The organism is Pseudomonas sp. NPDC088444 (assembly GCF_044900175.1).
GTDB lineage: Bacteria > Pseudomonadota > Gammaproteobacteria > Pseudomonadales > Pseudomonadaceae > Aquipseudomonas.
In genome coordinates this window covers 266,132-288,697 of the sequence record NZ_JBJDNK010000002.1, presented here as the reverse complement: position 1 = coordinate 288,697, position 22,566 = coordinate 266,132, and the positions used below count along the sequence as shown (strand labels likewise).

The following is a 22,566-nucleotide window of genomic DNA, read 5'->3' as shown; positions in this document are numbered from 1 at the left end:
CCATCAGCGTCGAATCAACGACGACGGAACAGCGGCAATGGCTCGTCGGTCGCCGCCTGGTACGTCACGGAGAAGTCTTTCAGGCTCTCCAGTGCTTCGTACGGGTCTTTGTCCGCGCGAATCGCGAAGGCATCGAAACCGCAACGACGCAGGTAGAACAACTGGTCACGCAGCACGTCGCCGATGGCGCGCAGTTCGCCTTTGAACCCGTAGCGATCACGCAGCAGGCGCGCATTGGAGTAGCTACGCCCGTCCGTGAACGCCGGGAAGTTCAGGGCGATGACCTGAAACTCATTGACGTGCTCGCCAATTTCCTCAGCTTCTTCGTCGCTGTCCAGCCACACGCCCAGGCCACCGTCGCGAGCCTTGAGTGCGTGGCCGTGGTCACGCCACAGCGCCAGCGGCACGATCAGGTCGTCGCAGTTGGACAGGCCGTCAAGGGTGGTGTCCTTGGGCAGCAGGTGCCAGGTCTCGTCAACGACCTCGTTGTTCTTAATGATTCGCTGCATAGACGCGCTCCTTGAAAGGGTCGATGCCGATACGCTGGTACGTGTCGATGAAACGCTCGTCTTCGTTGCGTTTCTCGACGTAGACGTTGATCAGCTTCTCGATCACGTCCGGCATGGCGTCCTGTGCGAACGACGGGCCAAGGATCTTGCCCAGGCTTGCGTCCCGGCTGGCGCTGCCACCCAGAGACACCTGATAGAACTCTTCGCCTTTCTTGTCCACGCCCAGAATGCCGATGTGGCCGACGTGGTGGTGACCGCATGCGTTCATGCAGCCAGAGATGTTCAGGTCCAGTTCGCCGATGTCGAACAGGTAGTCCAGGTCGTCGAAGCGGCGCTGGATGGATTCGGCAATCGGGATCGACTTGGCGTTGGCCAGCGAGCAGAAATCACCGCCAGGGCAGCAGATGATGTCGGTCAGCAGGCCGATGTTTGGCGTTGCGAAGCCTTGCTCGCGCAGCTCGCCCCACATCGTGAACAGCTGGCTCTGCTCGACGTCGGCCAGAATCACGTTCTGCTCGTGGGAGGTGCGCAGCTGGCCAAAGCTGTAGCGGTCGGCCAGGTCGGCGATGCCGTCCAGTTGCTTGTCGGTGACGTCGCCCGGTGCCACGCCGGTCGGCTTGAGCGACAAGGTCACGGCTGCGTAGCCGGTCTTCTTGTGCGCCAGGACGTTGCGGGTGCGCCAGCGGGCAAAACCCGGGTGTTCTTTGTCCAGAGCGGCAAGTTCTGCGCTGAAATCAGGCAGTGTCTTGTACTCAGGATCGACGAAGTGCTTGGCCACGCGATGCACTTCGGCTTCGGTCAGGGTGGTCTGGCCGCCACGCAGGTGGGCCATTTCCGCCTCGACCTTCTCGGCGAAGACTTCCGGCGTCAGCGCCTTGACCAGAATCTTGATCCGCGCCTTGTACTTGTTGTCACGACGGCCATAGCGGTTGTAAACCCGCAGGATGGCGTCCAGGTAACTCAACAGGTCTTGCCATGGCAGGAACTCGTTGATGAAGGCGCCCACGACCGGGGTACGGCCCAGGCCACCGCCCACCAGCACGCGGAAGCCCAGTTCACCTGCGGCGTTCTTCACCGGCTCAAGGCCGATGTCGTGCACTTCGATGGCGGCCCGGTCGGAGGTAGAACCGTTGATCGCAATCTTGAATTTGCGTGGCAGGTAGGCGAATTCGGGGTGGAAGGTCGTCCATTGACGGACGATCTCGCACCATGGGCGCGGGTCAACCAGCTCGTCGGCAGCGACGCCGGCAAACTGGTCCGTGGTGACGTTGCGCAGGCAGTTACCGCTGGTCTGGATGGCGTGCATCTGCACGGTGGCCAGTTCAGCGAGAATATCGGGAATGTCTTCCAGCGCAGGCCAATTGAACTGCACGTTCTGGCGGGTGCTGATGTGCGCGTAACCCTTGTCGTAGTCACGGGCGATCTTCGCCAGCATGCGGGTCTGGCGCGAGGTCAGTTGGCCGTAAGGCACAGCGACGCGCAGCATCGGGGCGAAGCGCTGGATATAAAGGCCGTTTTGCAGGCGAAGCGGGCGGAACTCTTCTTCGCTCAGCTCGCCGGCCAGATAGCGGCGGGTCTGGTCGCGGAACTGCTTGACGCGGTCCTCGATGATCCGCTGATCGTACTCGTCGTATACGTACATGGTGGTCCTGTTCTCAGGCGGTTCACTGCTGCTTGGATGAACTGAGAGGCGATGCGGTGCCGCCTGCATTCAGGTCATCCCAACAAATCTGCGCGCACGGTCGCGCAGCCTCCAACGAGGCCGGGGGGAGGTTACCTGTTTTCGGTTATGCGCAAAAGTGATGTTTGAATATAAGCAAATAACGGAACGTGCTAAGCGCTTCGTCAGGTCTTTATGCCCACACTTGTAATAAGGACAAGCCTCAACTTTACTCTGGGAGCGATCAGGGTCAACCGTCTCTGGTCGGCTTGATCTGCGATCCCCATAAGAACGATAAAGAGGCGATGCAATGAGCAAATCCCATCCCAAAGCTGCCAAGTCCGACAGTCACGTTGACGCTTGGGCGATCCTGTTTCTCATCATTCTTGTCGTGGGGGCCGCCGTCTTCTGGGTGAGTCACCAGTAACTCGGACACCTCGCTTCACGTTCGGGTGCAACTTACCCGAGAGCAGCCGATAAGGTATAAGCAGGCCTGAAGAAGGTCGGCGTTATCTTTGGGGCGGTGAGGCTCGGTGTCCATGATCAGGTTTTTCAGTGGCTGCCTTTTATGTCTCGTGGGCTGGGTGTGGGGTGGGGGTGCGTGGGCGGCGTCCGTGGTGTTTTTGAACCCTGGATCGGCGCCTGACCCCTACTGGAACAGCTATTCACGTTTCATGCAGGCGGCGGCTGATCGGCTGGGCATGCAACTGACCATTCATTACACCGACCGCGACACCCGCATGCTGCTGACGTTCGCCCGTGAAGCGCTACAGGGCACCGATCGGCCAGACTATCTGGTGTTTTCCAACGAGCTGAACGTTGCGCCGGAAATTCTGCGCTTGTCCTTGGGCAGCGGGGTGAAGCTGTTGGCGGTCAACAACACCTTTACCGCCAACCAGTTGAGCATTCTGGGTGATCTGCGCAGTCGTTATCCAGACTTTCTCGGCAGCGTCGTGGCCAATGACGAGGAGGGCGGCTACCTGATCGCCAGACGGCTGATCGAAACCCGCCCGCCGACTGCCCCCGACCAGCCGGTAGAGATGATCGCGTTTTCCGGCACCAACACCACGCCCGTGTCGCTCCAGCGTGAACAGGGCTTGTACCGCGCACTGGCGGAGCACCCTGAAATCCGTCTTCGGCAGATCGTGCTCGGTGGCTGGCGGCGAGACAGGGCGTATGAACAGGCGCAGGTGCTGCTCAAGCGTTATCCCAATGTCAGCCTGATCTGGACCGCCAGCGACTTGATGGCTTATGGCGTGATGGATGCGGTCCGGGAAACCGGCAAGCGGCCAGGCAAGGACGTGCTGATCGGCACCATCAACGACTCCACCGCCGCGTTGCAGGCCTTGCTGGAAGGGCATCTGAACGCAGTGGTCGGCGGTCATTTCACCTTGGGCGGCTGGGCGTTGGTCTTGCTCAATGACTACGATCGCGCCGATAGCCGCACGCGTCAGCCCATCGGAAATTGGCGCGTGCGGGCGATGGAGATTCGCGAACGCAGCGACAGTGCGCGCTTCATGCAGGCCAATAATCAGGACGACTATGGCATCGACGTACGTCAATTCGTCGGTGGTCATAGCCCGGCGGGTGTCGAATACCCCTTCGTGCGGACCGAGGCGTTGCGTTGAATCAGGGGGCGGCGAAATAGAGCACCAGTTGCACGATGCCCATCAACACCAGCGCAAACAGCGCGGTGAAGGCAATGCCCATGATCACGAAGTGTGACGGCTTGCCGTGGGTGAAGTCCCGCGTGCGGTTTTTTTGACTTTGCACGCCGAACGCGGCGGCCATGACGCTGTGCAGCATCTGCCAGAAAGTGGGGGGCTTTGGATCGTCAGAGGGGGTGGTCATGTTCGCTCCAGCGCGTGCGAAGGGCTGAAGAAAGCATAGTTGCGAATGGCGCGAGCGCTTCGTAGCCGCCGGGTTTGTCGGCGGCGGCGATTTCAGGACGCTACCGTCGGCATGCCGAACGGCTACAAGGCGGGGTGACCTGAACGGATGATGGGTGCGTTATCGGCAGTACGCCCGCTCCATCACGTAGCGCAGCGACGCGGGCAATGTCTCGCCATGGCTCATGCCGTCGAAGGCGTGGTACTCCAGTTTCAGGCCTTTTACGTTGCTCAGCCGCGCCACCATTTGCCGGGCCAGTCGATCCGGCTTGGCGGCAAGCGGGGCCTGTGGTGTGGCAGGCTCTGCCGTGCCACGCATCAGCAACAGGCTGGCGTGGGGCGATTTCAAATGCTGGCTTTCGGCAGTGATTAACGGCTCATCCCACCACAACGACGGGCTGGCCGCCGCGTAGTGATTGAACATCTGTGGCCGGGTGAACAGCGTGTGCAGCACCAGCAATCCGCCATAGGAGTGCCCCCACAGTGTCTGGTCATGGGCGTTCAGTTTCACCTGCTCCTGGACCTGCGGACGCATCCGGTTCTGCAACAGGTCGAGAAACGCGTCGGCACCGCCGCTGGGCACGTTGGTCAGCGGGTCTTTCTGTTCCGCGACACCGTTGCGTAGCGGGGTGTAATCCCGCGTACGCGCACTGCGTTCGATGCGCAGTGGCGTCTGGTAACCGATGGCCACCAGCAGCGGTGCGCGCCCCTTGGCCAGTCGTTTGAGCAGGTCTTCATCCAGTGCACCGACGGCCGCATTGCCATCCAGCATCCACAGTGAAGGATAGCCCTGCGCTGGCGCCGGACGGTTCGGTTTGCCGATCCACAGGCGGTAGTGGCGCTGGCGGTCTGCGGAGTCGAAATCAAGGGTATTGAAGGTGTACGGCAGGTCCTGGCGTTGCAGGATCTGCGTGTCCATTGGCTGGTCCGGAGCAGGCCGCGCCAGGGTGGCCAGCCCCGGTGCGGTCAACAGGAGGACGAGCGCCAGAGGTCTCATCAACGCGTTCATCAGGCGGTCTCGTTAGGATCAGAACGATGCGGTCAGGCTGGTGTACAGCGTGCGGCCCGGTTCGTTGTAGGTCGCGGCGCCCGCACCGTCGATGTTGGTCACGCCCTGGGCGTTGCCTTCACGGAACAGGCGCTTGTCGAACAGGTTGTCGACGCCGGTGGTCAGGCTCAGGTTTTTGGTGATGGCGTAGGTGCCGCTGACCCCGACGATGGCGTATGGCGACAATTGGTTGTTGGCGCTGCCGGTCACACGGTTGCCGTGGTAGTCGTATTTTTTCGGCGTCTGTTTGCCGTACCACGCCACGCTGGTCTGGAACGACAGGTCGTTGGTGGCCTGCCAGTCGAGCATCGAGTTCAGGGTGTACTTCGGCGTCACCGAAAGCACGTCACCGGTTTCCTTGTTTTTCGATTGGAGCATGTAGGTGAAGTTGTTGGTCCAGGTCAGTTCTTCGGCCAACGGAATGGTCAGGTTGCCTTCCAGCCCCTCGACCAGCGCCTTGGGCACGTTGTCCCACTGGTACACCGCCGCGTTGGCATAGGTGCCGGTGCCGCCGGTGGCGCTGCTGATCGGGCTCAGCCCCGACTCGATCTTGTTCTTGTAGTCGTTGCGAAAGTAGGTCAGACCCGCGACCCAGCCGTTGGAGGTGTACTCGATCCCCAGCTCCTTGTTGACGCTGGTCTCGGCCTTGAGGCTGTCGTTGCCTTGCAGGTAGCAACTGGTGGTCTGGCCGTAGCAACCCTGGCCACGGGAGTAGAGCAGGTAGTTGGGGTTCAGTTGATAGAGGTTCGGCGCTTTGTAGGCCCGGGCAATACCAGCCTTGAGGGTCAGGGTGTCGGTCAGTGCGTGGGACAGGTTCAGCGACGGGCTCCAGTTGTCGCCGACGATGTCGTGATGGTCGAAGCGCAGGCCCGGTGTGAGCATGGTGCCGGGGAACAGTTCGATGTTGTCTTCGGCGAAGACCGAGAAAATGTGTGCTTCGGAGGTGGTGTCACGGCCGGTGCTGCTCAGGCCGCTGACGGCGCCACCTTCGGTGGTGGTCTGAGTGTTGGCGCTGGGGTCATCGAGTTTCTGCTCGACCCACTCGGTACCCAGCGTCAGCGTCTGGTCGAAGCCTGCGTGCAACGGCAGGTTGACCTCGCCGTGGGCGGTCAGGTCGTGCAGGGTGGCGGTGTAGAAATCGCTGTTGCTGAAGATACCTTCGGTGCCGCCCGCCAAGCCTTCGTTGATCCGCCGGTTGCGGGTTTTTTCATATTGCAGGTAGGCCAGGCTGGTGCCGAAATCCCAGTCGCCGCGATGGGTGACCGAGTAGGTTTCGCGGTAGCTGCGGTTGGTTTCGTGACCCAGCAGGCTGTTCACCGTGGCGTTGGTGTTGGTGTTCTGGGTGTCGCCGGTGTAGATGTTGCCCTGACGACTGAAACCGGCTTCGACCTCCAGGGTTTGTTCCGGGGTGAGGCGCCAACTGAGCATGCCGTTGACGTCCTTGTTGCGCACACCTTCACGGCCTGCGGGCAGGGTGCCGACCTGGTTGCCGGTGCGCAGGGATTCGTGGCCTTCGTTGATGTCGGCATCGTCGGCGTCGGTTTTGGCGACGTTGCCGTACACCCGATAACTGAGGGTGTCGGTGAGCGGCCCGCTCAGGCCGAAGTTCATGCGCTTGGTGGCGCCTTCGTCCTTGTGGGTGGGGAACGACGTGTAGACCGTGGCGCTGCCGTGGGTCTCGGCACCGGCTTTTTTGGTGATGATGTTGACCACACCGCCTGCTGCGCCGTTTCCGTAGCGCGCGGCGGCGGGGCCTCGGATGACTTCGATGCGCTCGACCATTTCCGCAGGCACCCAGTTGGTGTCGCCGCGACTGTCCCGCTCGCCGCGCCAGCCATAGCGCACCGAGTTGCGGCTGCCGACCGGCTTGCCGTCCACCAGAATCAGGGTGTTTTCCGGCCCCATGCCGCGAATGTCGATCTGGCGGTTGTTGCCGCGCTGGCCGCTGCTGGAGTTACCGGTGAGGTTCACGCCCGGCATGGTACGGATGATCTGCGACAGGTCGTTGGACGGCGGACGCTTCTTGATGTCTTCGGCGGTGATCACCGATACGCCGGGCGCCTGTTTGATTTCTTCCTCCGCCGTGGCGACCACGTTCTGCTCGGGCAACTGGAGCGCTGTTGAAGTGTCAGGCTGGGTAGCGGCGTGCACGGCAGTGGCAAGCAGGCAACTGGACAGCAGCGCAAACGGGATGAAGGCAGGCAGGGGACGAAACGACATCGATGATCTCCGAGGGAACGACGTGACGCGAGAAGATCACGGATGATAATGACTGACGTTTGCGAGTAAAGCGCATTAACTTTCTAAACATTTGAGTGCGGCCGACGCTGAATCTGCGGGAAATTCAGTGTTGGCTGGTCAACTGCATTCGCCACCAGAGGCGGTTCCCACAGGTGCGGTGGCGAACAAGAGGAATGGACCCGACGCGATCGCTGTGGGAGCCGGCTTGCTGGCGAATAGGGTTTGACAGACGCCGATGTATTGAATGACAGCGCGAATTCGCCAGCACTCCCCGGCTCCCACAAAGACCGATTGGATCAAAATCTGTTATTCGCCGCTGGGCCTGTGGGGAGGTCCATATTCAACGCGCCACTGGCAATGTCATGTGCATGATCAGCCCCGGCGCGCCATTGCTGGCCCACAACCTGCCGCCCTGCAATTGCACCGCGCGGCGGGCGATGGCCAGGCCCAGGCCGAAGCCCTCGGTGTTGTTGTCCAGTCGCTGATAGGGCACGAAGATCCGCTCCAGATCCGTCTCCGCCACTCCCGGCCCTTCGTCTTGCAGGCACAGGTGCCAGTGATCATCCTCGCGCCAGCCGGTGAGGGTGACCTTGCCGTTTTCGGGTGAGAAACGGATCGCATTGCGCAACAGGTTTTCCAGCGCTTGCGCCACGCTGTCCAGGTGCACCTGCACGCAGCAATCGGTGCTCAGCAAGCAAATCAGTCGTTGCGCAGGCCAGCCGCTTTCGAAACAGGCGTCTTCACACAGCGCCTCCCAGATCGACAGCATCAACACAGGCTCCGTGGGCAGTTGCGGGCGTTCGGTGTCGAGCCAGGCAAGGTCCAAAGTGTCTTCCAGCAAGCGCTGCATGTCGCCGATTTCCCGGTCCAGCCGCTCGCGCAATTGGTCGGGGGGCAACTCGCTGTCGTGAGCGATGCGCAGCCGCGCCAGTGGCGTTCGCAGTTCATGAGACAGAGTGCGCAACAGCAGTCGTTGCTGGTTGAGGCTCTGGCGCAGACGGTCTGCCATGTGCTCGAACGCGCTGGCCAGTTCGCCCAATTCGTCGCGACGCGCCATGAGGGGCACGCCAGGTCCTTCGCTGTCCAGATCATCGGCCCGCAGGCTGTCGGCGCGATCGCGCAGTTGGTTGAGCGGCACCACCAGATGGCGATAGATCAAAAGCCCCAGCAACGCCGCGAGCAGGGTCGGCACCACGCCGTGGCTGAGCACGTGGGTCCAGGGCGTCAGGCCGGTGGGCAAAAGACGCTCGGGCAATTGCATCACCAGTCGGCCTTGCTCCGGTGCGTCGGGAAACTCGATGCTGACAAACGGCAGCTCATCCTGAAGGCGTCGGCTCATGGGCCAGTCGAGCTTGCGCATGAACGTCAGATGGCTCGATTCCAGCGCTGTCAGCGGCGTGGTGCCCAGGCTCTCCAGATGCGGCCCGATGACCGCCACCCACGTGTCTTCTTCGTGGGACAGTTGTTGACGGAAGCGCTCGACGCCCGCATTGCCCTCGTTGTGCCAGATGCCTTCGGCCTGCTGCGCGTAGCGGGCCAGGTAAAGACGGTCGGCCTGATCCAGAAAGTAAGTGCTGCGCTCAGCCGAAAGGCCCCAGGTCCAGATGATCCAGGTCAGCAGCAGGCAGAAGGAAATCTGTAGAAGCGCCAGCTTCCACAGCAGAGGATGGCGGCGCATCAGGCCCCGTTCACGTCGATGTTCGCGTCGATCAAGATATAACCCTGACCCCGGACCGCCTGAATTTGCAGGTGCTGCACGCCGATGGCGGCCAGTTTGCGCCGCAGGTTGCAGACGTGGACATCCAGCCCGCGATCCAGCCGGGTGTAGATGCGATGCAGGACGTGCTGATAGAGAAACGATTTGCTCAGGGCTTCCCCGGCATGTTCGCGCAGGGTCACCAGCAGACGATACTCGGAATGGGTCAAGCCCGCGCGTTGCTGATCATGAACCACATCCTGCACGTGGTCATCGAATTGTACGGCGGCTTCTTCGCGAGGTGCTTTGGCCACCTGAGTGCGCGCCATGCGGCGCATCAGCGCGTTGGCGCGGACATCCAGTTCGGCGAGGCTGAAGGGCTTGGGCAGGTAGTCGTCGGCACCTCGGGTGAAGCCGGTGATCCGGTCCTGCTCGGCGCCCAATGCGGACATCAGCATCACGGGGGTGTCATCGACGTCACGCAAGGCTTCAAGCAGTGACAGGCCGTCCATGCCCGGCAACATGATGTCCAGCAAGGCCAGATCGAAGCGGGTGCTGCGCACAGCGGCCAGCCCCTGATGGCCGGACTGGCAGGCGGTCACGGCAAAGCCGCGCTTTTTAAAATGCAGGTTCAGATCGTGGCGCAGGCGCGCGTCATCTTCGACCAGCAGCAGAGTCGGGGTCATGGGAATGCTGTGATGAAAAGGGCTTTATGAGAATCGTTCGCGGTTGAGAATATCGCATTCCTGACCCGTTTGCGCAAACGTTGCGTGATGTCGAGAGGCTGGCACTGATCCCTGTTTGTCAGTACATGGCCCGTCAAAACGGGTTTCAGCCCTGGCGAAACACCAACGCCTTGAGTCCGCCTTCCGGCTCGATGTCGGCGAATTCCGGCGGGTTTTCGATGCGTTGTTCGAAATGCAGCCCCGGTGCCTCCCGCGCCATTTCACCGATCAGAAAGTCCGGCCCCAACGCCGGGTCATTCATGCAGGCGAGCACCGTTGCGTCGGGTGTCAGCAGCTCGGGCAATTTGCGCAGCACGCGCTGGTAATCCTTGGTCAACAGAAAGCTGCCTTTCTGAAACGACGGTGGATCGATGATCACCAGATCATACGGCCCGGCGTTTTTCACCTTGCCCCAGGATTTGAAGAGCTCGTGGTCGAGGAAGCGCACCTTGCTCATGTCGTGGCCATTGAGGCGATGGTTGTCGCGACCCCGGTTGAGCGCCGCACGGGACATGTCGAGGTTGACCACGAAGGCCGCACCGCCCTCGATGGCGGCCACCGAAAAGCCGCAGGTGTAGGCAAACAGGTTCAGGATACGTTGACCGCAGGCGTTGGCCCGCACCCAGTCGCGACCATGGCGCATGTCGAGAAACAGCCCGGTGTTCTGCTTTTTGCCGAAATCCACGAGGTAGCGCAGGCCGCCTTCGCTCAGTTGCCATTGCTCCGGCATCTCGCCGAACAGGGCTTCAGTGGTGCTGTCGGGCAGGTAGCGGTGTTGCAACAACAGGGCGCGGGCCTGGCTGTTCGCCCAGACCGGGGTCTGAGTCAGTGCTGTCAGCAGGTGTTTCAAGGCATCCAGATCATCGACTGCTGGCTCCTTGAACAGCGACACCAACACCACGCCCTGCATCCAGTCCACCGTCAGTTGCTCAAGACCTGGCCAGCGACGTCCACGGCCATGGAACAGGCGACGGGTTTCGGCAGGTGCCGGGGCGAGGGCGGCGAGCAGGTGCTCATTGAGGGTGTTGAGTGCGTCGGCGTTCATTCGAAGGGCGAGGGTCGGCAGTGAAGAAGGGCGGCATTCTAAACCCAAATGAACTAGGTGAATGAGTATCCTGTGCTCCACCCCTTATCGTATTTTTGAAGAAGAGTGTCCATGTCAACGCCTCTAATCCTGCGCAACGCCCACGAAGACGACATGCCAACGGTGCAGGCGATCTATGCGCACCATGTGATTCATGGCACCGCCAGTTTCGAGCTGGACCCGCCAAGCCTGGCGCAGATGCTGCAACGGCGCGCTGATATTCTGGGTAACGGGCTGCCTTATCTGGTAGCCGAGCGCGACGGCGAGGTGGTGGGGTATGCCTATGCGACCCTGTACCGGCCGCGTCCGGCTTATCGCTTCACCGTCGAAGATTCGGTCTACGTGCGTGAGGGGATGGCAGGACTGGGCATCGGCCAGCGGCTGCTTGAGGCGGTGGTTCAGCGATGCACCGACGATGGACGGCGGCAGATGGTCGCGATCATCGGCAACAGCGAAAACGTCGCCTCGATTCGCCTGCACCAGCGACTGGGCTTTCGCACTGTCGGGGTGTTCCAGTCTGTGGGTTTCAAGCACGGTCGCTGGCTCGACACGGTGATCATGCAGCGCGAACTGGGCGAGGGCGCCAGCAGCGATCCACAAGGTTGACGACGCTTCAAGAACCTGCGGCTGCCCCGGGCAGTCCTGCCTCCGTCGCGGGTTCCACACGCTTGCCTGTTTCGGGAACACCGAGCCACAACAGCACGAACGCGAGCGCGGCGATGGCGGCCAGCGTGAGGAACGCAGCGCTGTACCCGGCTTCGCGGATCACCAGGCCCGCGAGTCCATTGCTCAGGGCGGCGCCGAGGCCGAACACCGTTGAGATCGCCCCGAGGCTCACGTTGAAACGGCCGCTGCCGTGGGTCAGGTCCTTGACCACCAGCGGCATCAGCGCACCGAACGCCCCGGCGCCGATGCCGTCCAGCAATTGCACGCCCACCAGCCACCACGGATTGTCCGAGAGCACATAGAGCACGCCGCGCAATGGCAGAATAATGAAGCCTGCCAGCAGCAACGGTTTGCGCCCCCAATTGTCGGCCTTGGCGCCCACCAGCCAGGCCACTGGCACCATCACCAGTTGCGCGGCGACGATGCAGGCCGAGGTCAGGGGAGTTGCCAGGTTCAGGTCGATCTGCGAGAGCTTCTGGCTGACCAACGGCAACATGGCGGCGTTGGCCAGATGAAACAGTCCGCAGCAGATGGCGAAGATCATCAGTGGCCGGTTGTGCATCAGCACCGACAGGCCACTGGGTGATTCATGGGCGCTGTCTCGCGCGGGGTCGAAACCCCGAGCGACGTCGTGATCAATGGCGTTCGCGTCGACGAAACTGATTGCCACCACGCTGGCCACCGCCATGAACGCCATCAAATAAAACACCGCAATCGGCCCGAACAACCAGGACAGGCCTCCGGCCAGCAGCGCCGCGCAGGCATTGCCCGCGTGGTTCCAGGTTTCGTTGCGCCCGGTGCGTCGGGTAAAGGCCTTGGGGCCGGTGATGCCCAGTGAAATCGCGGCAATAGCCGGGGCGAACACGGAGCCGGCAATCGCGCTCAGGCTTTGGGTCAATGCCACCCAGGTAAAGCTGCTGATGAAAGGCAACACCAGACAACTGGCTGTCACCACCAGCGCTGCGATCACCACCACCAGACGCTTGCTGCGGGTGCGGTCAATCAGCGCACCCGCTGGCGTCTGGGTGAGTAAAGCGGCTATACCGGCAATCGTCATCACCAGACCAATGCTGGCCGGGTCCCACTTGTGCGCCGCCAGCAGGTAAATCGCCAGATACGGCCCCAGCCCGTCGCGCACGTCGGCGAGGAAGAAGTTGAGGCCGTCCAGCGAGCGGTTGTTACGGTGTTCGGAAGAGGTGTTCAAGGCAGGCCCCGCCACAGAGGTCGCGCAGCCGGGAATGAAAGCTGCTTCCGATAAATGACCGATGGGGCGGTGAATTCGTTCGATGCCAGTCGCTGAATTGTTGCGGGCACGACAATTGTCTTTATCGCCCCGATATTTGAATCCGAAGCGGGGCAGGAATAAGCTTCGCGCCATTGATGACGACCTGGCGGTATCAAGCGGGTCGCTTTTCGCCATTTTTGATCAGGAACTGCCATGTCCAGTCTGTTTCCCGCCGCCCGTCCACGTCGCCTGCGCAGCAATGCCAACTTTCGCGCGCTGTTCCAGGAAACCGAATTCACCCTGAACGATCTGGTGCTGCCGATCTTCGTCGAAGAAGAAGTCGACGATTTCGTGCCAATCAACAGCATGCCGGGCGTGAGCCGCATTCCCGAGTCGAAGCTGGCCCAGGAAGTCGAGCGTTATGCCCGCGCCGGGATCAAGTCGGTGATGACGTTTGGCGTTTCGCATCACCTGGACGCCACGGGCAGTGACACCTGGCAGGAAAACGGTCTGGTGTCGCGTATCTCTCGCACCATCAAAGACGCGGTGCCGGAAATGATCGTGATGTCCGACACTTGCTTCTGCGAGTACACCGACCACGGCCACTGCGGTGTGCTGCACGACGGTCATGTCGACAACGACGCCACCATCGAAAACCTCGGCAAACAAGCGGTCATGGCTGCTCGCGCAGGCGCTGACGTGATTGCGCCGTCGGCAGCCATGGACGGCCAGATCAAGGCCATTCGCACCGCACTGGACGCAGCCGGTTTCACCCAGACGCCGATCATGGCCTATTCGACCAAATTCGCCTCGTCGCTGTACGGCCCGTTTCGCGAGGCCGGTGGTTCGGCGCTCAAGGGTGACCGCAAGACCTACCAGATGAACCCGATGAACCGCCGCGAAGCCCTGCGCGAGTCGCTGCTGGACGAAGCCGAAGGCGCTGATGCGCTGATGGTCAAGCCAGCGGGCGCGTACCTGGACATCATCCGCGACATCCGCGAAGCCTCGAAGCTGCCGCTGGCGGCGTATCAGGTGAGTGGTGAGTACGCGATGATCAAGTTTGGTGCTCAGGCCGGGGCCATCGACGAAGGCCGCGTGGTGCGCGAAAGCCTCGGCGCGATCAAGCGTGCCGGTGCGGATTTGATCTTTACCTATTTCGCGATGGACCTCGCGTTGCAGGGGATTTGATCCTGCTGGCTTGACCAGTTAGTAAAGTTGGCACACATCGTGTGGGAGCCGGCTTGCTGGCGAAAGCGGTACATCAGTCGATATCTCGATGACTGACACGACGCCTTCGCCAGCAAGCCGGCTCCCACAGTGATGTATGTTGACCCATGGATTCAGGACCTACACAGATTCTGTGGAAACTGCCGGAACGGAACGACCGCTCGGGCCGCGTTCGGACGAAGGCTTCACACCTCCCACTCCTTGCTCGCCTCGGTGAGCATCTCCTCGATCAACACGCTAAAGCGCTGGCTCAACAGGCTTTGCGGGCGGTCTTCGGGCAGCAGCAGGTAGGTTGAAAACCGGATCTGCGGGGTAAAGGCGCGGGTTTCGATGCCCATGTGCAGGTACTCACGCGCCACCATCGGGCTGACAATGCTCACTCCCAGCCCCAACGCCACCAGCGAGCAAACGGTCGCCGCATAAGGCGTTTCCACGTTCAGCTTGCGGTATTCCTTGTCGGCGCTGAACGCACGGTCCACGCGGGTGCGCGAGCCGTCGTTCTGCGACAGCGAGATGAACTCCTCGCCGTGCAGATCCTCCGGCTTCACCGACGTCAGCGCGGCGAGCCGATGGCCTTTGGGAAACACGCACACCCCCGGCACGTCGCAGATCTTGCGCGTGCGCACCCCCGGCATGCCTTCACCGACATAGGAGGCCAGCCCCACGTGGCAGAACTGCGAGGCCGCCCAATGCGCCACCATCGGTGAGTCGTTGGTGTGAATCGAGATCACCGCTTCCGGGTTCTCCTGACGAAAGCGCTGTATCACTTTGGGCAGCAACGTCAGTGACAGCGAAGGCACCGCCGCAATGCGCAACTGACCCGTCCCGCCCCGGCGAATGTTCTGCGCCGACTTCTCAAGACTCTGCAAGCCAATGAACGCCCGTTGCACGTCATCGAACAACGCCGCGCCTTCATCGGTGGGCAGCAACCGCCCGCCGACACGCTCGAACAGCTTGAAGCCGCTGCCCCGTTCCAGTTGCGCAATCAGGCGGCTGACGTTGGGTTGCGAGGTGTGCAGGGACTCGGCAGCGGCGGTCATCGAGCCGCTCAACATCACGGCGCGGAAGGCTTCGACTTGTTTGAAGTTCATGAGGGCATATCAATTTGGTATGGACGACCAATGTATTGTCATTTGTTGGCATGAGCCAGAGGCTTTATAACTGTTTTCGACACCGACAGTTCGCGCAGACGGACACGGTGCTCAGGCGCGCCCTACTCACTCCATACCGCGCTGCATGACCCTCAAAAAAATCTGCCCTTGAAATCGTCGCGCGATGACCCGCGGTGCGTCGTCGCGCTGGTAGCCAACCAGGAGGCAATATGTCGTTTTCGTTGAATGTGCTCGTTCGTGCTGTGGCGCTCTCATGTGTCTCTCTCGCTGGCGTGGCAAGCGCCTGGGCGGTGGACCTTCCGCCCGTGCCCGATGAAGTCAAGGAAGCCGGTCAACTGCGTGCCGGTGTGCGTTGCGACCAACCCCCTTACGGCTTCCAGAACGGCAACGGCGATTTCGCCGGGGTGGAAGTGGAAATGTCCAGGCAGATCGCGCTTTGGGCCCTTGGCTCCAAGGACAAAGTGACCTTCACCTGCGTCACCGCTGAAAACCGCGTGCCGCAACTGCTGGGCCGCAAGGTCGATTTCCTCATCGCGACATTGGGCGTCACCCCGGAACGTCAGCGGGTCATCGACTTCACCACGCCATATCGCTGGGGCGCCAGTGACGTGGTGGTCAAGAAAGACAGCCCGATCAAATCCATCAAAGACCTCAACGGCAAGACCCTCGCCACCCTCAAAGGCTCGGTGCAGGCCAAGTGGTTCGAAGACCACATGCCCGAGGTCAAGACCCTGCGCATGAACAGCGCCGCCGACGCCTTGCAGACCTTCCGCCAAGGCCGCGCCGACGCCTACACCCACGACGCCGCGACGCTGGTGGTGGTCGCTGCCAACGACGGCGACGCGCGCCTGATCAACGAACCGTTCCAGATTTCCGACGCGGCCATTGGCGTGCGCAAGAACGACGAAGCGTTTCGTGACTACCTGAGCGCCGCCGTGGCCAAAATGCACGAAGAGAAGTTGTTCCGTGGTTGGGTTCAGCAATACGTGCCCGAGAACATCCAGAGCTACTACCTGAGCGTGTTCGAACAGGCCAAGCCTGAAGAAAAACTCTGATCGGGCGCCGTCATGGATTTCGATTTCAATTACCTGTTGGCGCAATGGCCCGCCTTGCTTGACGGCGTGTTGATGACGCTGCGGGTCTCGCTGCTGGCCATCGGCTGCTCGCTGTTGATCGGCGTGCTGGGCGGCGCGGTGCGGGCCTTCCGCATCCCGCTGCTGTCGCAGATCGTGGTGCTGTACGTCGAGCTGATCCGCAACACGCCGATTCTGGTGCAGTTGTTTTTCATCTTCTACGGGCTGCCTGCGATCGGCATGGAGCTGTCGCTGTTCTGGTCTGGCGTGCTGTGCCTGTCGCTGTGGGCGGGCGCCTATCAGGTGGAAAACATGCGCGGCGGGCTGGCCACGGTGGAGCACAAGATGCGTGAGGCGAGCATGGCCCTGAGCTTGAAAACGCACCAGTACTTCTATCTGGTGGCCTTGCCGATTGCCTTTCGCACCAGCCTGCCTGCGGTGCTCAACACCTCGATTTCGCTGCTGAAGAACTCGTCGTACCTGCAGGCCATCGGGCTGGCTGAGCTGACCTTCGTGGCGGTGGACCGCATTGCCACGGATTTCCGCGCCATAGAGATGTTCAGTGCGATTTGTGTGATGTACCTGCTGCTGGTGGCGATTCTGTCGCTGGCGACCGGTCGTCTGTCCGCCCACCTGCAACGGCCGTTCAGGCACTGAGGCCCCGATGAATTTTTTGATTGAGAACTGGGGTTTCGTGCTCAAGGGGCTTTGGATGACCGTGCGCCTGGCGCTGGTGATCCTGCTGTTCACCACGCTCATTTCGGCGGTGTTCGGCGTCCTCGCCACCCTGAAAAACCGCGTGCTGTGGTGGGCGATTCACGGCTATGTCGAGCTGTTCCGCTCGATTCCGCTGATCGTCAACGTGTTCTTCATCTTCTTCGGTGCGCCGATGTTCGGCCTTGACCTGAGTCCGTTTGCAGCGGTGGTCACCGGGTTGACCTTGTGGGGCAGCGCCAACGGCATCGAGATCGTTCGCGGCGGGCTGGAGTCGGTCAACCGGCACCAGTGGAAAAGCGCCTGGACCCTCGGCCTGCGCCCCTGGCAGATCTACCTGCACGTGATTGCCCCGCAATCGATGAAGGCGATTCTGCCTGCGTACACCGGGCTTCTGACCATGCTGGTGCAGGCCACCTCGCTGGGCGCACTGGTGGGCGTCAGTGAGTTTCTCAAGGTCGGCCAGATCATCGTCGAACGCTCTACGGTCATGACCGGCGTCAGCCCCGCATTCGCCGTCTATGGCGCGGTGTTGCTGGTGTACTTCGCCATCTGTTCATTGCTGAGCTGGCTCAGCCGTTATCTCGAACGTCGCCTGGGCCGCCCAGCGATGCGCGCCACTCGTTAAAGGGTTTGATCATGCAAGAGTCCAAAGTCAGTCGTCGCTTGAAAGAAGCCACCGCCCCTGAGGTCAACGAGTACATCTATCGGCCCCGTCTGGAAGGGTTTGCCAACGGTTTCCTCAACCTGGGCAACGTCAACAAAGCGCACATCGTGATGCTCGCCGAGCAGGGCCTGATCCGCAACGAGCACGCCACAGCGCTGGCCAAAGGCGTGCTGGACATGGAAGCGGCAGGACCGGGTGTGGTGACCCTCGACCCGTCCCGCGAAGATGCCTATTTCAACTATGAAGCGCACCTGATCGAGCAGATCGGCACCGATGTCGGCGGCCGTCTGCACACCGGTCGTAGCCGCAACGACATCCTCGCCACGCTGGACCGCCTGCGTTGCCGTGAAGTGCTGATGGAACTGATCGATCTGTTGATCCAGACCCGCCAGACCGCACTGAACAACGCCGAAGTCTTCGCTGAAGTGGTGATGCCCGGTTACACCCATTTGCAACCCGCGCAGCCGATCACCTATGGCTATTACCTGTCGGCGGTGGAGCAGGCGCTGGAGCGCGACTGCAAGCGTCTGACCCAGACCCTGGAATCCATGAACCAAAGTCCGCTGGGCGCAGCAGCCTTTGCCGGTACGCCGTTCGACATCGACCGGGCGCGCACCGCTGAATTGCTGGGCTTCGACGGTTACCTGGACAATGCGCTAGACGCGGTGGGTTCGCGGGACTTCATTCTTGAAAGCTTGTCGCACCTGAGCTTGCTGTCGGTGTTCTGGAGCCGTGTAGCGCAGGATTATTTCGTGTGGAGCACCCACGAATTCAGCCTCATCGACTTCCCGGACAGCGTCGCCGCGACCTCCAGCATCATGCCGCAGAAGAAAAACCCCACGGTGCTGGAATACCTCAAAGGCCGCACCGGACATATTGTTGGCTTGCTGATGGCAGCCAGCGTGACAGTCAAGGGCAGCAACTTCTCCCACACCGGTGATGCCAACCGCGAGGGCACCCGTGGCTTCTGGGAGGCGGCTGAAGAGAGCCTGCGTTGCCTGAAATTGCTGGAACTGGTGCTGCGCACCGCCACGCCCAACACCGAATTGGCGGTCAAGCGCGCCGGGGAGGATTTCTCGACCGCCACAGGATTGGCCGACCTGATCGTGCGCGAAGCAGACATGTCGTTCCGCGAAGCCCATCACATCGTCGGCGCTGCCGTGCGCATGGCGATGGACGCCGGTTTGCCGGCCCATCGCATTGACACCGACATGGTCGATGCCTGTGCCATGGAGCAAGTGGGTCACGCCCTGAACCTGCCTGCTGACAAGGTTCGCGAGTGTCTCGACCCAACCGCCAACGTGCAGTCCCGTGCCTCGTCGGGTGGGCCTGCGCTGTCGTCGCTGCGTCCGAGCCTGCTGCGTGCCAACGCGCGTTTGCAACTGGAGCGTCAGGCCAATCAGGCCCGCCGTGATCGCCTCATCGCCGCCCAGGAAAAACTTCAGGCGGCCACTCGCGCGCAGGCCGGCCTATGAACAACATGCTGACGGTACGTGGGCTGCACAAACATTTCGGTTCGGTGGAGGTGGTCAAGGGCGTGGACCTGGATGTGGCGCAAGGGGAGGTGGTGGTGATCATCGGTCCCAGCGGCTCCGGCAAATCGACCTTCATTCGCTGCCTGAACAGCCTGGAAGAGCCTTCGGCGGGCAGCGTGGTGGTGGACGGCGGCGAGTCGGTTCGCGCTGACGACCGCAAAGCCATGGCCCGGCTGCGTGAGGACATCGGCATGGTGTTTCAGGATTACACCCTGTTTCCGCACATGACGGTCATGGCCAACATGATTCTGGCGCCGGTCAAGGTCAAGGGCGTGAGCAAGGCGGACGCTCAGGCCACGGCGCTGGCGTTGCTGGATCGAGTAGGCTTGAAACACAAAGCGGATGGGTATCCGAGCGAGCTGTCCGGCGGCCAGCAACAGCGGGTGGCGATCGTGCGGGCATTGGCGATGAAGCCGCGTCTGTTGCTGTTCGATGAGCCGACTTCGGCACTGGACCCGGAAACCGTTGGTGAAGTGCTGAGCGTGATGAAAGGACTGGCGGCGGAGGGCATGACCATGATCGTCGTCACCCACGAAATGGGCTTTGCTCGGGAAGTGGCGGACCGGGTGGTGTTTTTCGATGGTGGCAAGATCGTCGAAATGGGGCCGCCCGCGCAGATATTCTCCGCGCCGGAGCATCCCCGCACGCGGCAGTTTTTGCAGAGTGTGTTGCATTGATTCAGAAGCCGCCAGCGCCGCGAACCCTGTAGCTGTCCGGCTTGCCGGCGGCAGCGAATTTTAGGACGCCACCGCAGGCAAGCCATACTGCGGGCTTATGTTTTGATGTCAACGTCCGCCGCAAACGCCTCGGTCAATCGATAGCCAGTGATTCAGGCGGCTGCGGTCTGGCCGGGGGCGTCCTGTTCACCCTGCGCATCACGCCAGGCGTCCAGACCACCGACCAGCGCCTTGCCTCGCGTCAGCCCTCGCGCCCGCAGTTTTTCTGCCAGCAAGGCGGCGGAGAGTTCGTTAGGGCAGGCGCAATAGAACACCATGTCCACATCGCCCAATTGCTGAACCCACGGATCGAGGGGTTCCTCCAGACTGATGGACAACGCGCCGGGAATGCCCTCGACTACGGCGGTGTGGAATTTCGGACGCACATCGATGATTACCGGCGCGTCGTCGGTGTCGCGCAGGGCCAGCAATTGCGGCACGGTGATGCGCGGCACTTTGGCGGTGCGCACCATCAGGCGACGCCGCTTCCAGTATTTCCAGCCGATGAACAGGCCCAGCGCCACCAGTACGGCGACAATGGCCACCGGCAGATAGCCGGTCAGCCAGCTCAGCAGGGGAATGATGGCGTCGGTGAACAGCATGCCCAGCAACAGCGCGGAACCTGCCCAGATGAAGGAACCGGCTAGCGAGTAACGCATGAACAGCGCGAACGGCGTGGCGTTCATCCCCGCCACCGTCGTGACCAGCGCCCCGGCGCCGGGCAAGAATTTGGACAGCAGCATGGCCCGAGGCCCGACGCGGTCGTAGATGTTGAGGCCCTGACGAATGCAGGTGTCTTGAGAAAGGGAAATCTTGCAGATGGATTTGAGCAGCACACTGCCGTAGCGCTTGCCGGCGAAATACCACAGGGTGTCGGCAATCAGGCAGGCCAGCATGGCGATCAACACCCCGGCGCCCAGCAGCGGCTTGCTTTGCATGGCCAGCGCCCCGGTGACGATCAGTGTGGGGTAGGCCGGGACCGGCAGGCCGATCTGCTCCAGCAACACGTTGACGAACACCAGCAACAGGCCGTGGCTTTCATTCAGTTGCTGAAGTTCGTTCATGGCGAAGGCTCAGGTCGACGAGCGCCACAGGCAGCGCTCAATAAAAAAGGGATTCAGTACCGTGGCCTGAACCCCTTTTGATGTCAACGCTGATTATCGCTTATCTCAGCTTCTCGATCGCCGCGGCCACACCCGCGCCATAGGCAGGATCGGCCTTGGTGCAGTTGTCGATGTGACGCTGTTTGACCTGCGCCGACGCGTCGCCCAACGCGCGCGCGGTGTTGTCGAACAGCACTTGCTGTTGGGCCGGAGTCATGAGGCGGAACAACGCACGTGGCTGGGAGTAGTAGTCATCGTCGTCCTTGCGGAAGTCCCAGTTCGCCGCCGCGCCATACAGCTCCAGTGGCGGTTCGGAGAAGTCTGGCTGCTCGACCCATGCGCCCTTGCTGTTGGGCTCGTAACCGATGGTGCCGCCGCCGTTGGCGTTGACCCGCATCTGGCCATCGCGGTGGTAGCTGTTGACCGGGCACTGCGGCGCGTTGACCGGGATCTGGTGATGGTTCACGCCCAGACGGTAGCGCTGCGCATCGCCGTAGGAGAACAGACGGCCTTGCAGCATTTTGTCCGGCGAGAAACTGATGCCCGGCACCACGTTGGCCGGGTTGAACGCGACCTGTTCCACGTCGTGGAAATAGTTTTCCGGGTTGCGGTTCAGTTCCAGGGTGCCCACTTCGATCAGCGGGTAGTCCGCGTGCGGCCAGACTTTGGTCAGGTCGAACGGGTGGATCCTGTACGTGTTGGCGTCCTTCTCCGGCATGATCTGCACGAACAGTTTCCACTGCGGGAAGTCGCCGTTTTCGATGGCGTCGTACAGGTCGCGTTGGTGAGTCTCGCGGTCACCGGCCACCAGATCAGCGGCTTCCTGATCGGTGAGGTTCTCGATGCCTTGCTGGGTTTTCATCGTGAACTTGACCCAGAAACGCTCGTTGTTCGGGCTGATGAAGCTGAAGGTGTGGCTGCCGAAACCGTGCATGTGGCGGTAGGACTTGGGCAGGCCACGGTCGCTCATGACTACGGTGACCTGGTGCAGCGCTTCAGGCAGCGAGCTCCAGAAGTCCCAGTTGTTGTCGGCACTGCGCATGTTGGTGCGCGGGTCACGTTTGATCGCGTGGTTCAGGTCCGGGAATTTCAGCGGATCACGCAGGAAGAATACTGGGGTGTTGTTGCCCACCAGGTCCCAGTTGCCTTGCTCGGTGTAGAACTTCACCGCAAAACCACGGATATCACGCTCGGCATCGGCCGCACCACGCTCACCGGCCACGGTGGAGAAACGGATGAAAATATCGGTCTTCTTGCCGATGTCGGAAAACAGCTTGGCCTTGGTGTACTGGGTGATGTCGTGGGTCACGGTAAAGGTGCCAAATGCACCGGAACCCTTGGCGTGCATGCGACGCTCCGGGATCACTTCACGGTCGAAGTGCGCCAGTTTTTCCAGCAGCCAGACGTCTTGCAGCATCAACGGGCCACGGGGGCCAGCCGATTGAGAGTTCTGGTTATCAACGACGGGTGCACCCGCCACAGTGGTGAGTTTATTCATGATCAGGCTCCGGTTAAGAGGCGGTTAGTCTTGATGAATGCAGAACAGGTTTATTGGACGCTCGTGCGCCTCTTTTAACCTGCAGTCGTGTCGTCGACGGGCTAGCTAAAGCGTTCGTACCTGTTGCGACAGCAAAAAATTCCAGGCAAGTGGAAAGGTTCGTCGCAGCAGGGTTGAG

Annotated in this window: 20 protein-coding genes; 8 read left to right on the top strand and 12 right to left on the bottom strand. The window is 61.5% G+C overall.

Features of this window, described 5'->3' with window-relative positions; all coding sequences use genetic code 11:
- Window positions 1-14 precede the first annotated feature (14 nt).
- Complete coding sequence (locus ACI2KB_RS05780; protein WP_404632310.1) at window positions 15-509, bottom strand: DUF934 domain-containing protein; 495 nt, start codon at window positions 507-509, stop codon at window positions 15-17.
- Window positions 493-2,151 (bottom strand): nitrite/sulfite reductase, encoded by a 1,659-nt coding sequence (locus ACI2KB_RS05775; protein WP_404632306.1) that lies wholly within the window; start codon window positions 2,149-2,151, stop codon window positions 493-495. The genes ACI2KB_RS05780 and ACI2KB_RS05775 overlap by 17 nt, the downstream gene beginning before the upstream one ends.
- Window positions 2,152-2,708: 557 nt before the next feature.
- Here ACI2KB_RS05775 and ACI2KB_RS05770 point away from each other — a divergent pair.
- Window positions 2,709-3,797 (top strand): ABC transporter substrate-binding protein, encoded by a 1,089-nt coding sequence (locus ACI2KB_RS05770; protein WP_404632304.1) that lies wholly within the window; start codon window positions 2,709-2,711, stop codon window positions 3,795-3,797.
- Window position 3,798: 1 nt separating this feature from the next.
- On the opposite strand, the gene ACI2KB_RS05765 is transcribed toward ACI2KB_RS05770, so the two are convergent.
- From ACI2KB_RS05765 to ACI2KB_RS05740, 6 genes are all read right to left on the bottom strand, one after another.
- Window positions 3,799-4,020, bottom strand: coding sequence for a DUF2970 domain-containing protein (locus ACI2KB_RS05765; protein ID WP_404632302.1), 222 nt, complete (start codon window positions 4,018-4,020; stop codon window positions 3,799-3,801).
- Window positions 4,021-4,179: 159 nt separating this feature from the next.
- Complete coding sequence (locus tag ACI2KB_RS05760; protein ID WP_404632300.1) at window positions 4,180-5,067, bottom strand: alpha/beta hydrolase; 888 nt, start codon at window positions 5,065-5,067, stop codon at window positions 4,180-4,182.
- 18 nt (window positions 5,068-5,085) lie between these two features.
- Window positions 5,086-7,326 carry a TonB-dependent siderophore receptor gene (locus ACI2KB_RS05755; RefSeq protein ID WP_404632298.1) on the bottom strand — a complete coding sequence of 747 codons (2,241 nt, stop codon included), beginning with the start codon at window positions 7,324-7,326 and terminating at the stop codon, window positions 5,086-5,088.
- Window positions 7,327-7,687: 361 nt separating this feature from the next.
- Complete coding sequence (locus tag ACI2KB_RS05750) at window positions 7,688-9,025, bottom strand: histidine kinase sensor domain-containing protein (RefSeq protein ID WP_404632296.1); 1,338 nt, start codon at window positions 9,023-9,025, stop codon at window positions 7,688-7,690.
- The gene (locus ACI2KB_RS05745) at window positions 9,025-9,729 is read right to left on the bottom strand and encodes a response regulator transcription factor (protein ID WP_404632294.1); all 705 of its coding nucleotides are present in this window, start codon (window positions 9,727-9,729) and stop codon (window positions 9,025-9,027) included. The genes ACI2KB_RS05750 and ACI2KB_RS05745 overlap by 1 nt, the downstream gene beginning before the upstream one ends.
- A 145-nt stretch (window positions 9,730-9,874) precedes the next feature.
- Window positions 9,875-10,813, bottom strand: coding sequence for a class I SAM-dependent methyltransferase (locus ACI2KB_RS05740; protein ID WP_404632292.1), 939 nt, complete (start codon window positions 10,811-10,813; stop codon window positions 9,875-9,877).
- A 111-nt stretch (window positions 10,814-10,924) separates the two neighbouring features.
- On the opposite strand from ACI2KB_RS05740, the gene ACI2KB_RS05735 reads away from it, so the two are divergent.
- Window positions 10,925-11,458 carry a GNAT family N-acetyltransferase gene (locus tag ACI2KB_RS05735; protein WP_404632290.1) on the top strand — a complete coding sequence of 178 codons (534 nt, stop codon included), beginning with the start codon at window positions 10,925-10,927 and terminating at the stop codon, window positions 11,456-11,458.
- 7 nt (window positions 11,459-11,465) lie between these two features.
- On the opposite strand, the gene ACI2KB_RS05730 is transcribed toward ACI2KB_RS05735, so the two are convergent.
- Window positions 11,466-12,722, bottom strand: a complete 1,257-nt coding sequence (locus tag ACI2KB_RS05730; RefSeq protein ID WP_404632288.1) for an MFS transporter — start codon at window positions 12,720-12,722, stop codon at window positions 11,466-11,468.
- A gap of 234 nt (window positions 12,723-12,956) precedes the next feature.
- Here ACI2KB_RS05730 and hemB point away from each other — a divergent pair, with 234 nt between their 5' ends.
- Window positions 12,957-13,931 carry a porphobilinogen synthase gene (gene hemB, locus ACI2KB_RS05725; protein WP_404632286.1) on the top strand — a complete coding sequence of 325 codons (975 nt, stop codon included), beginning with the start codon at window positions 12,957-12,959 and terminating at the stop codon, window positions 13,929-13,931.
- Between the two features lie 224 nt (window positions 13,932-14,155).
- Here the strand turns inward: hemB and ACI2KB_RS05720 are convergent, their stop codons facing one another.
- A complete protein-coding gene (locus ACI2KB_RS05720; protein WP_404632284.1) occupies window positions 14,156-15,061 on the bottom strand; it encodes a LysR substrate-binding domain-containing protein in 906 nt (301 codons plus the stop codon).
- 230 nt (window positions 15,062-15,291) lie between these two features.
- Between ACI2KB_RS05720 and ACI2KB_RS05715 the strand changes: the two genes are divergently transcribed.
- Genes ACI2KB_RS05715 through ACI2KB_RS05695 form a run of 5 tightly spaced genes read left to right on the top strand, consistent with a single transcriptional unit; the run spans window position 15,292 to window position 19,748 of the window.
- Complete coding sequence (locus ACI2KB_RS05715) at window positions 15,292-16,137, top strand: transporter substrate-binding domain-containing protein (RefSeq protein ID WP_404632282.1); 846 nt, start codon at window positions 15,292-15,294, stop codon at window positions 16,135-16,137.
- 12 nt (window positions 16,138-16,149) lie between these two features.
- Window positions 16,150-16,812 (top strand): amino acid ABC transporter permease, encoded by a 663-nt coding sequence (locus ACI2KB_RS05710; protein ID WP_404632280.1) that lies wholly within the window; start codon window positions 16,150-16,152, stop codon window positions 16,810-16,812.
- A 7-nt stretch (window positions 16,813-16,819) separates the two neighbouring features.
- Complete coding sequence (locus tag ACI2KB_RS05705) at window positions 16,820-17,497, top strand: amino acid ABC transporter permease (protein ID WP_404632278.1); 678 nt, start codon at window positions 16,820-16,822, stop codon at window positions 17,495-17,497.
- An 11-nt stretch (window positions 17,498-17,508) separates the two neighbouring features.
- Window positions 17,509-19,011, top strand: coding sequence for an argininosuccinate lyase (argH, locus tag ACI2KB_RS05700; RefSeq protein WP_404632276.1), 1,503 nt, complete (start codon window positions 17,509-17,511; stop codon window positions 19,009-19,011).
- Complete coding sequence (locus tag ACI2KB_RS05695) at window positions 19,008-19,748, top strand: amino acid ABC transporter ATP-binding protein (RefSeq protein WP_404632274.1); 741 nt, start codon at window positions 19,008-19,010, stop codon at window positions 19,746-19,748. Before argH ends, ACI2KB_RS05695 begins: the two co-directional genes overlap by 4 nt.
- A gap of 152 nt (window positions 19,749-19,900) precedes the next feature.
- Here ACI2KB_RS05695 and ACI2KB_RS05690 read toward each other — a convergent pair whose 3' ends face one another.
- Both ACI2KB_RS05690 and ACI2KB_RS05685 read right to left on the bottom strand, forming a co-directional pair.
- Window positions 19,901-20,851 (bottom strand): VTT domain-containing protein, encoded by a 951-nt coding sequence (locus ACI2KB_RS05690; protein ID WP_404632272.1) that lies wholly within the window; start codon window positions 20,849-20,851, stop codon window positions 19,901-19,903.
- A 100-nt stretch (window positions 20,852-20,951) separates the two neighbouring features.
- Window positions 20,952-22,388, bottom strand: a complete 1,437-nt coding sequence (locus ACI2KB_RS05685; protein ID WP_404632270.1) for a catalase — start codon at window positions 22,386-22,388, stop codon at window positions 20,952-20,954.
- Between the last annotated feature and the right edge of the window lie 178 nt (window positions 22,389-22,566).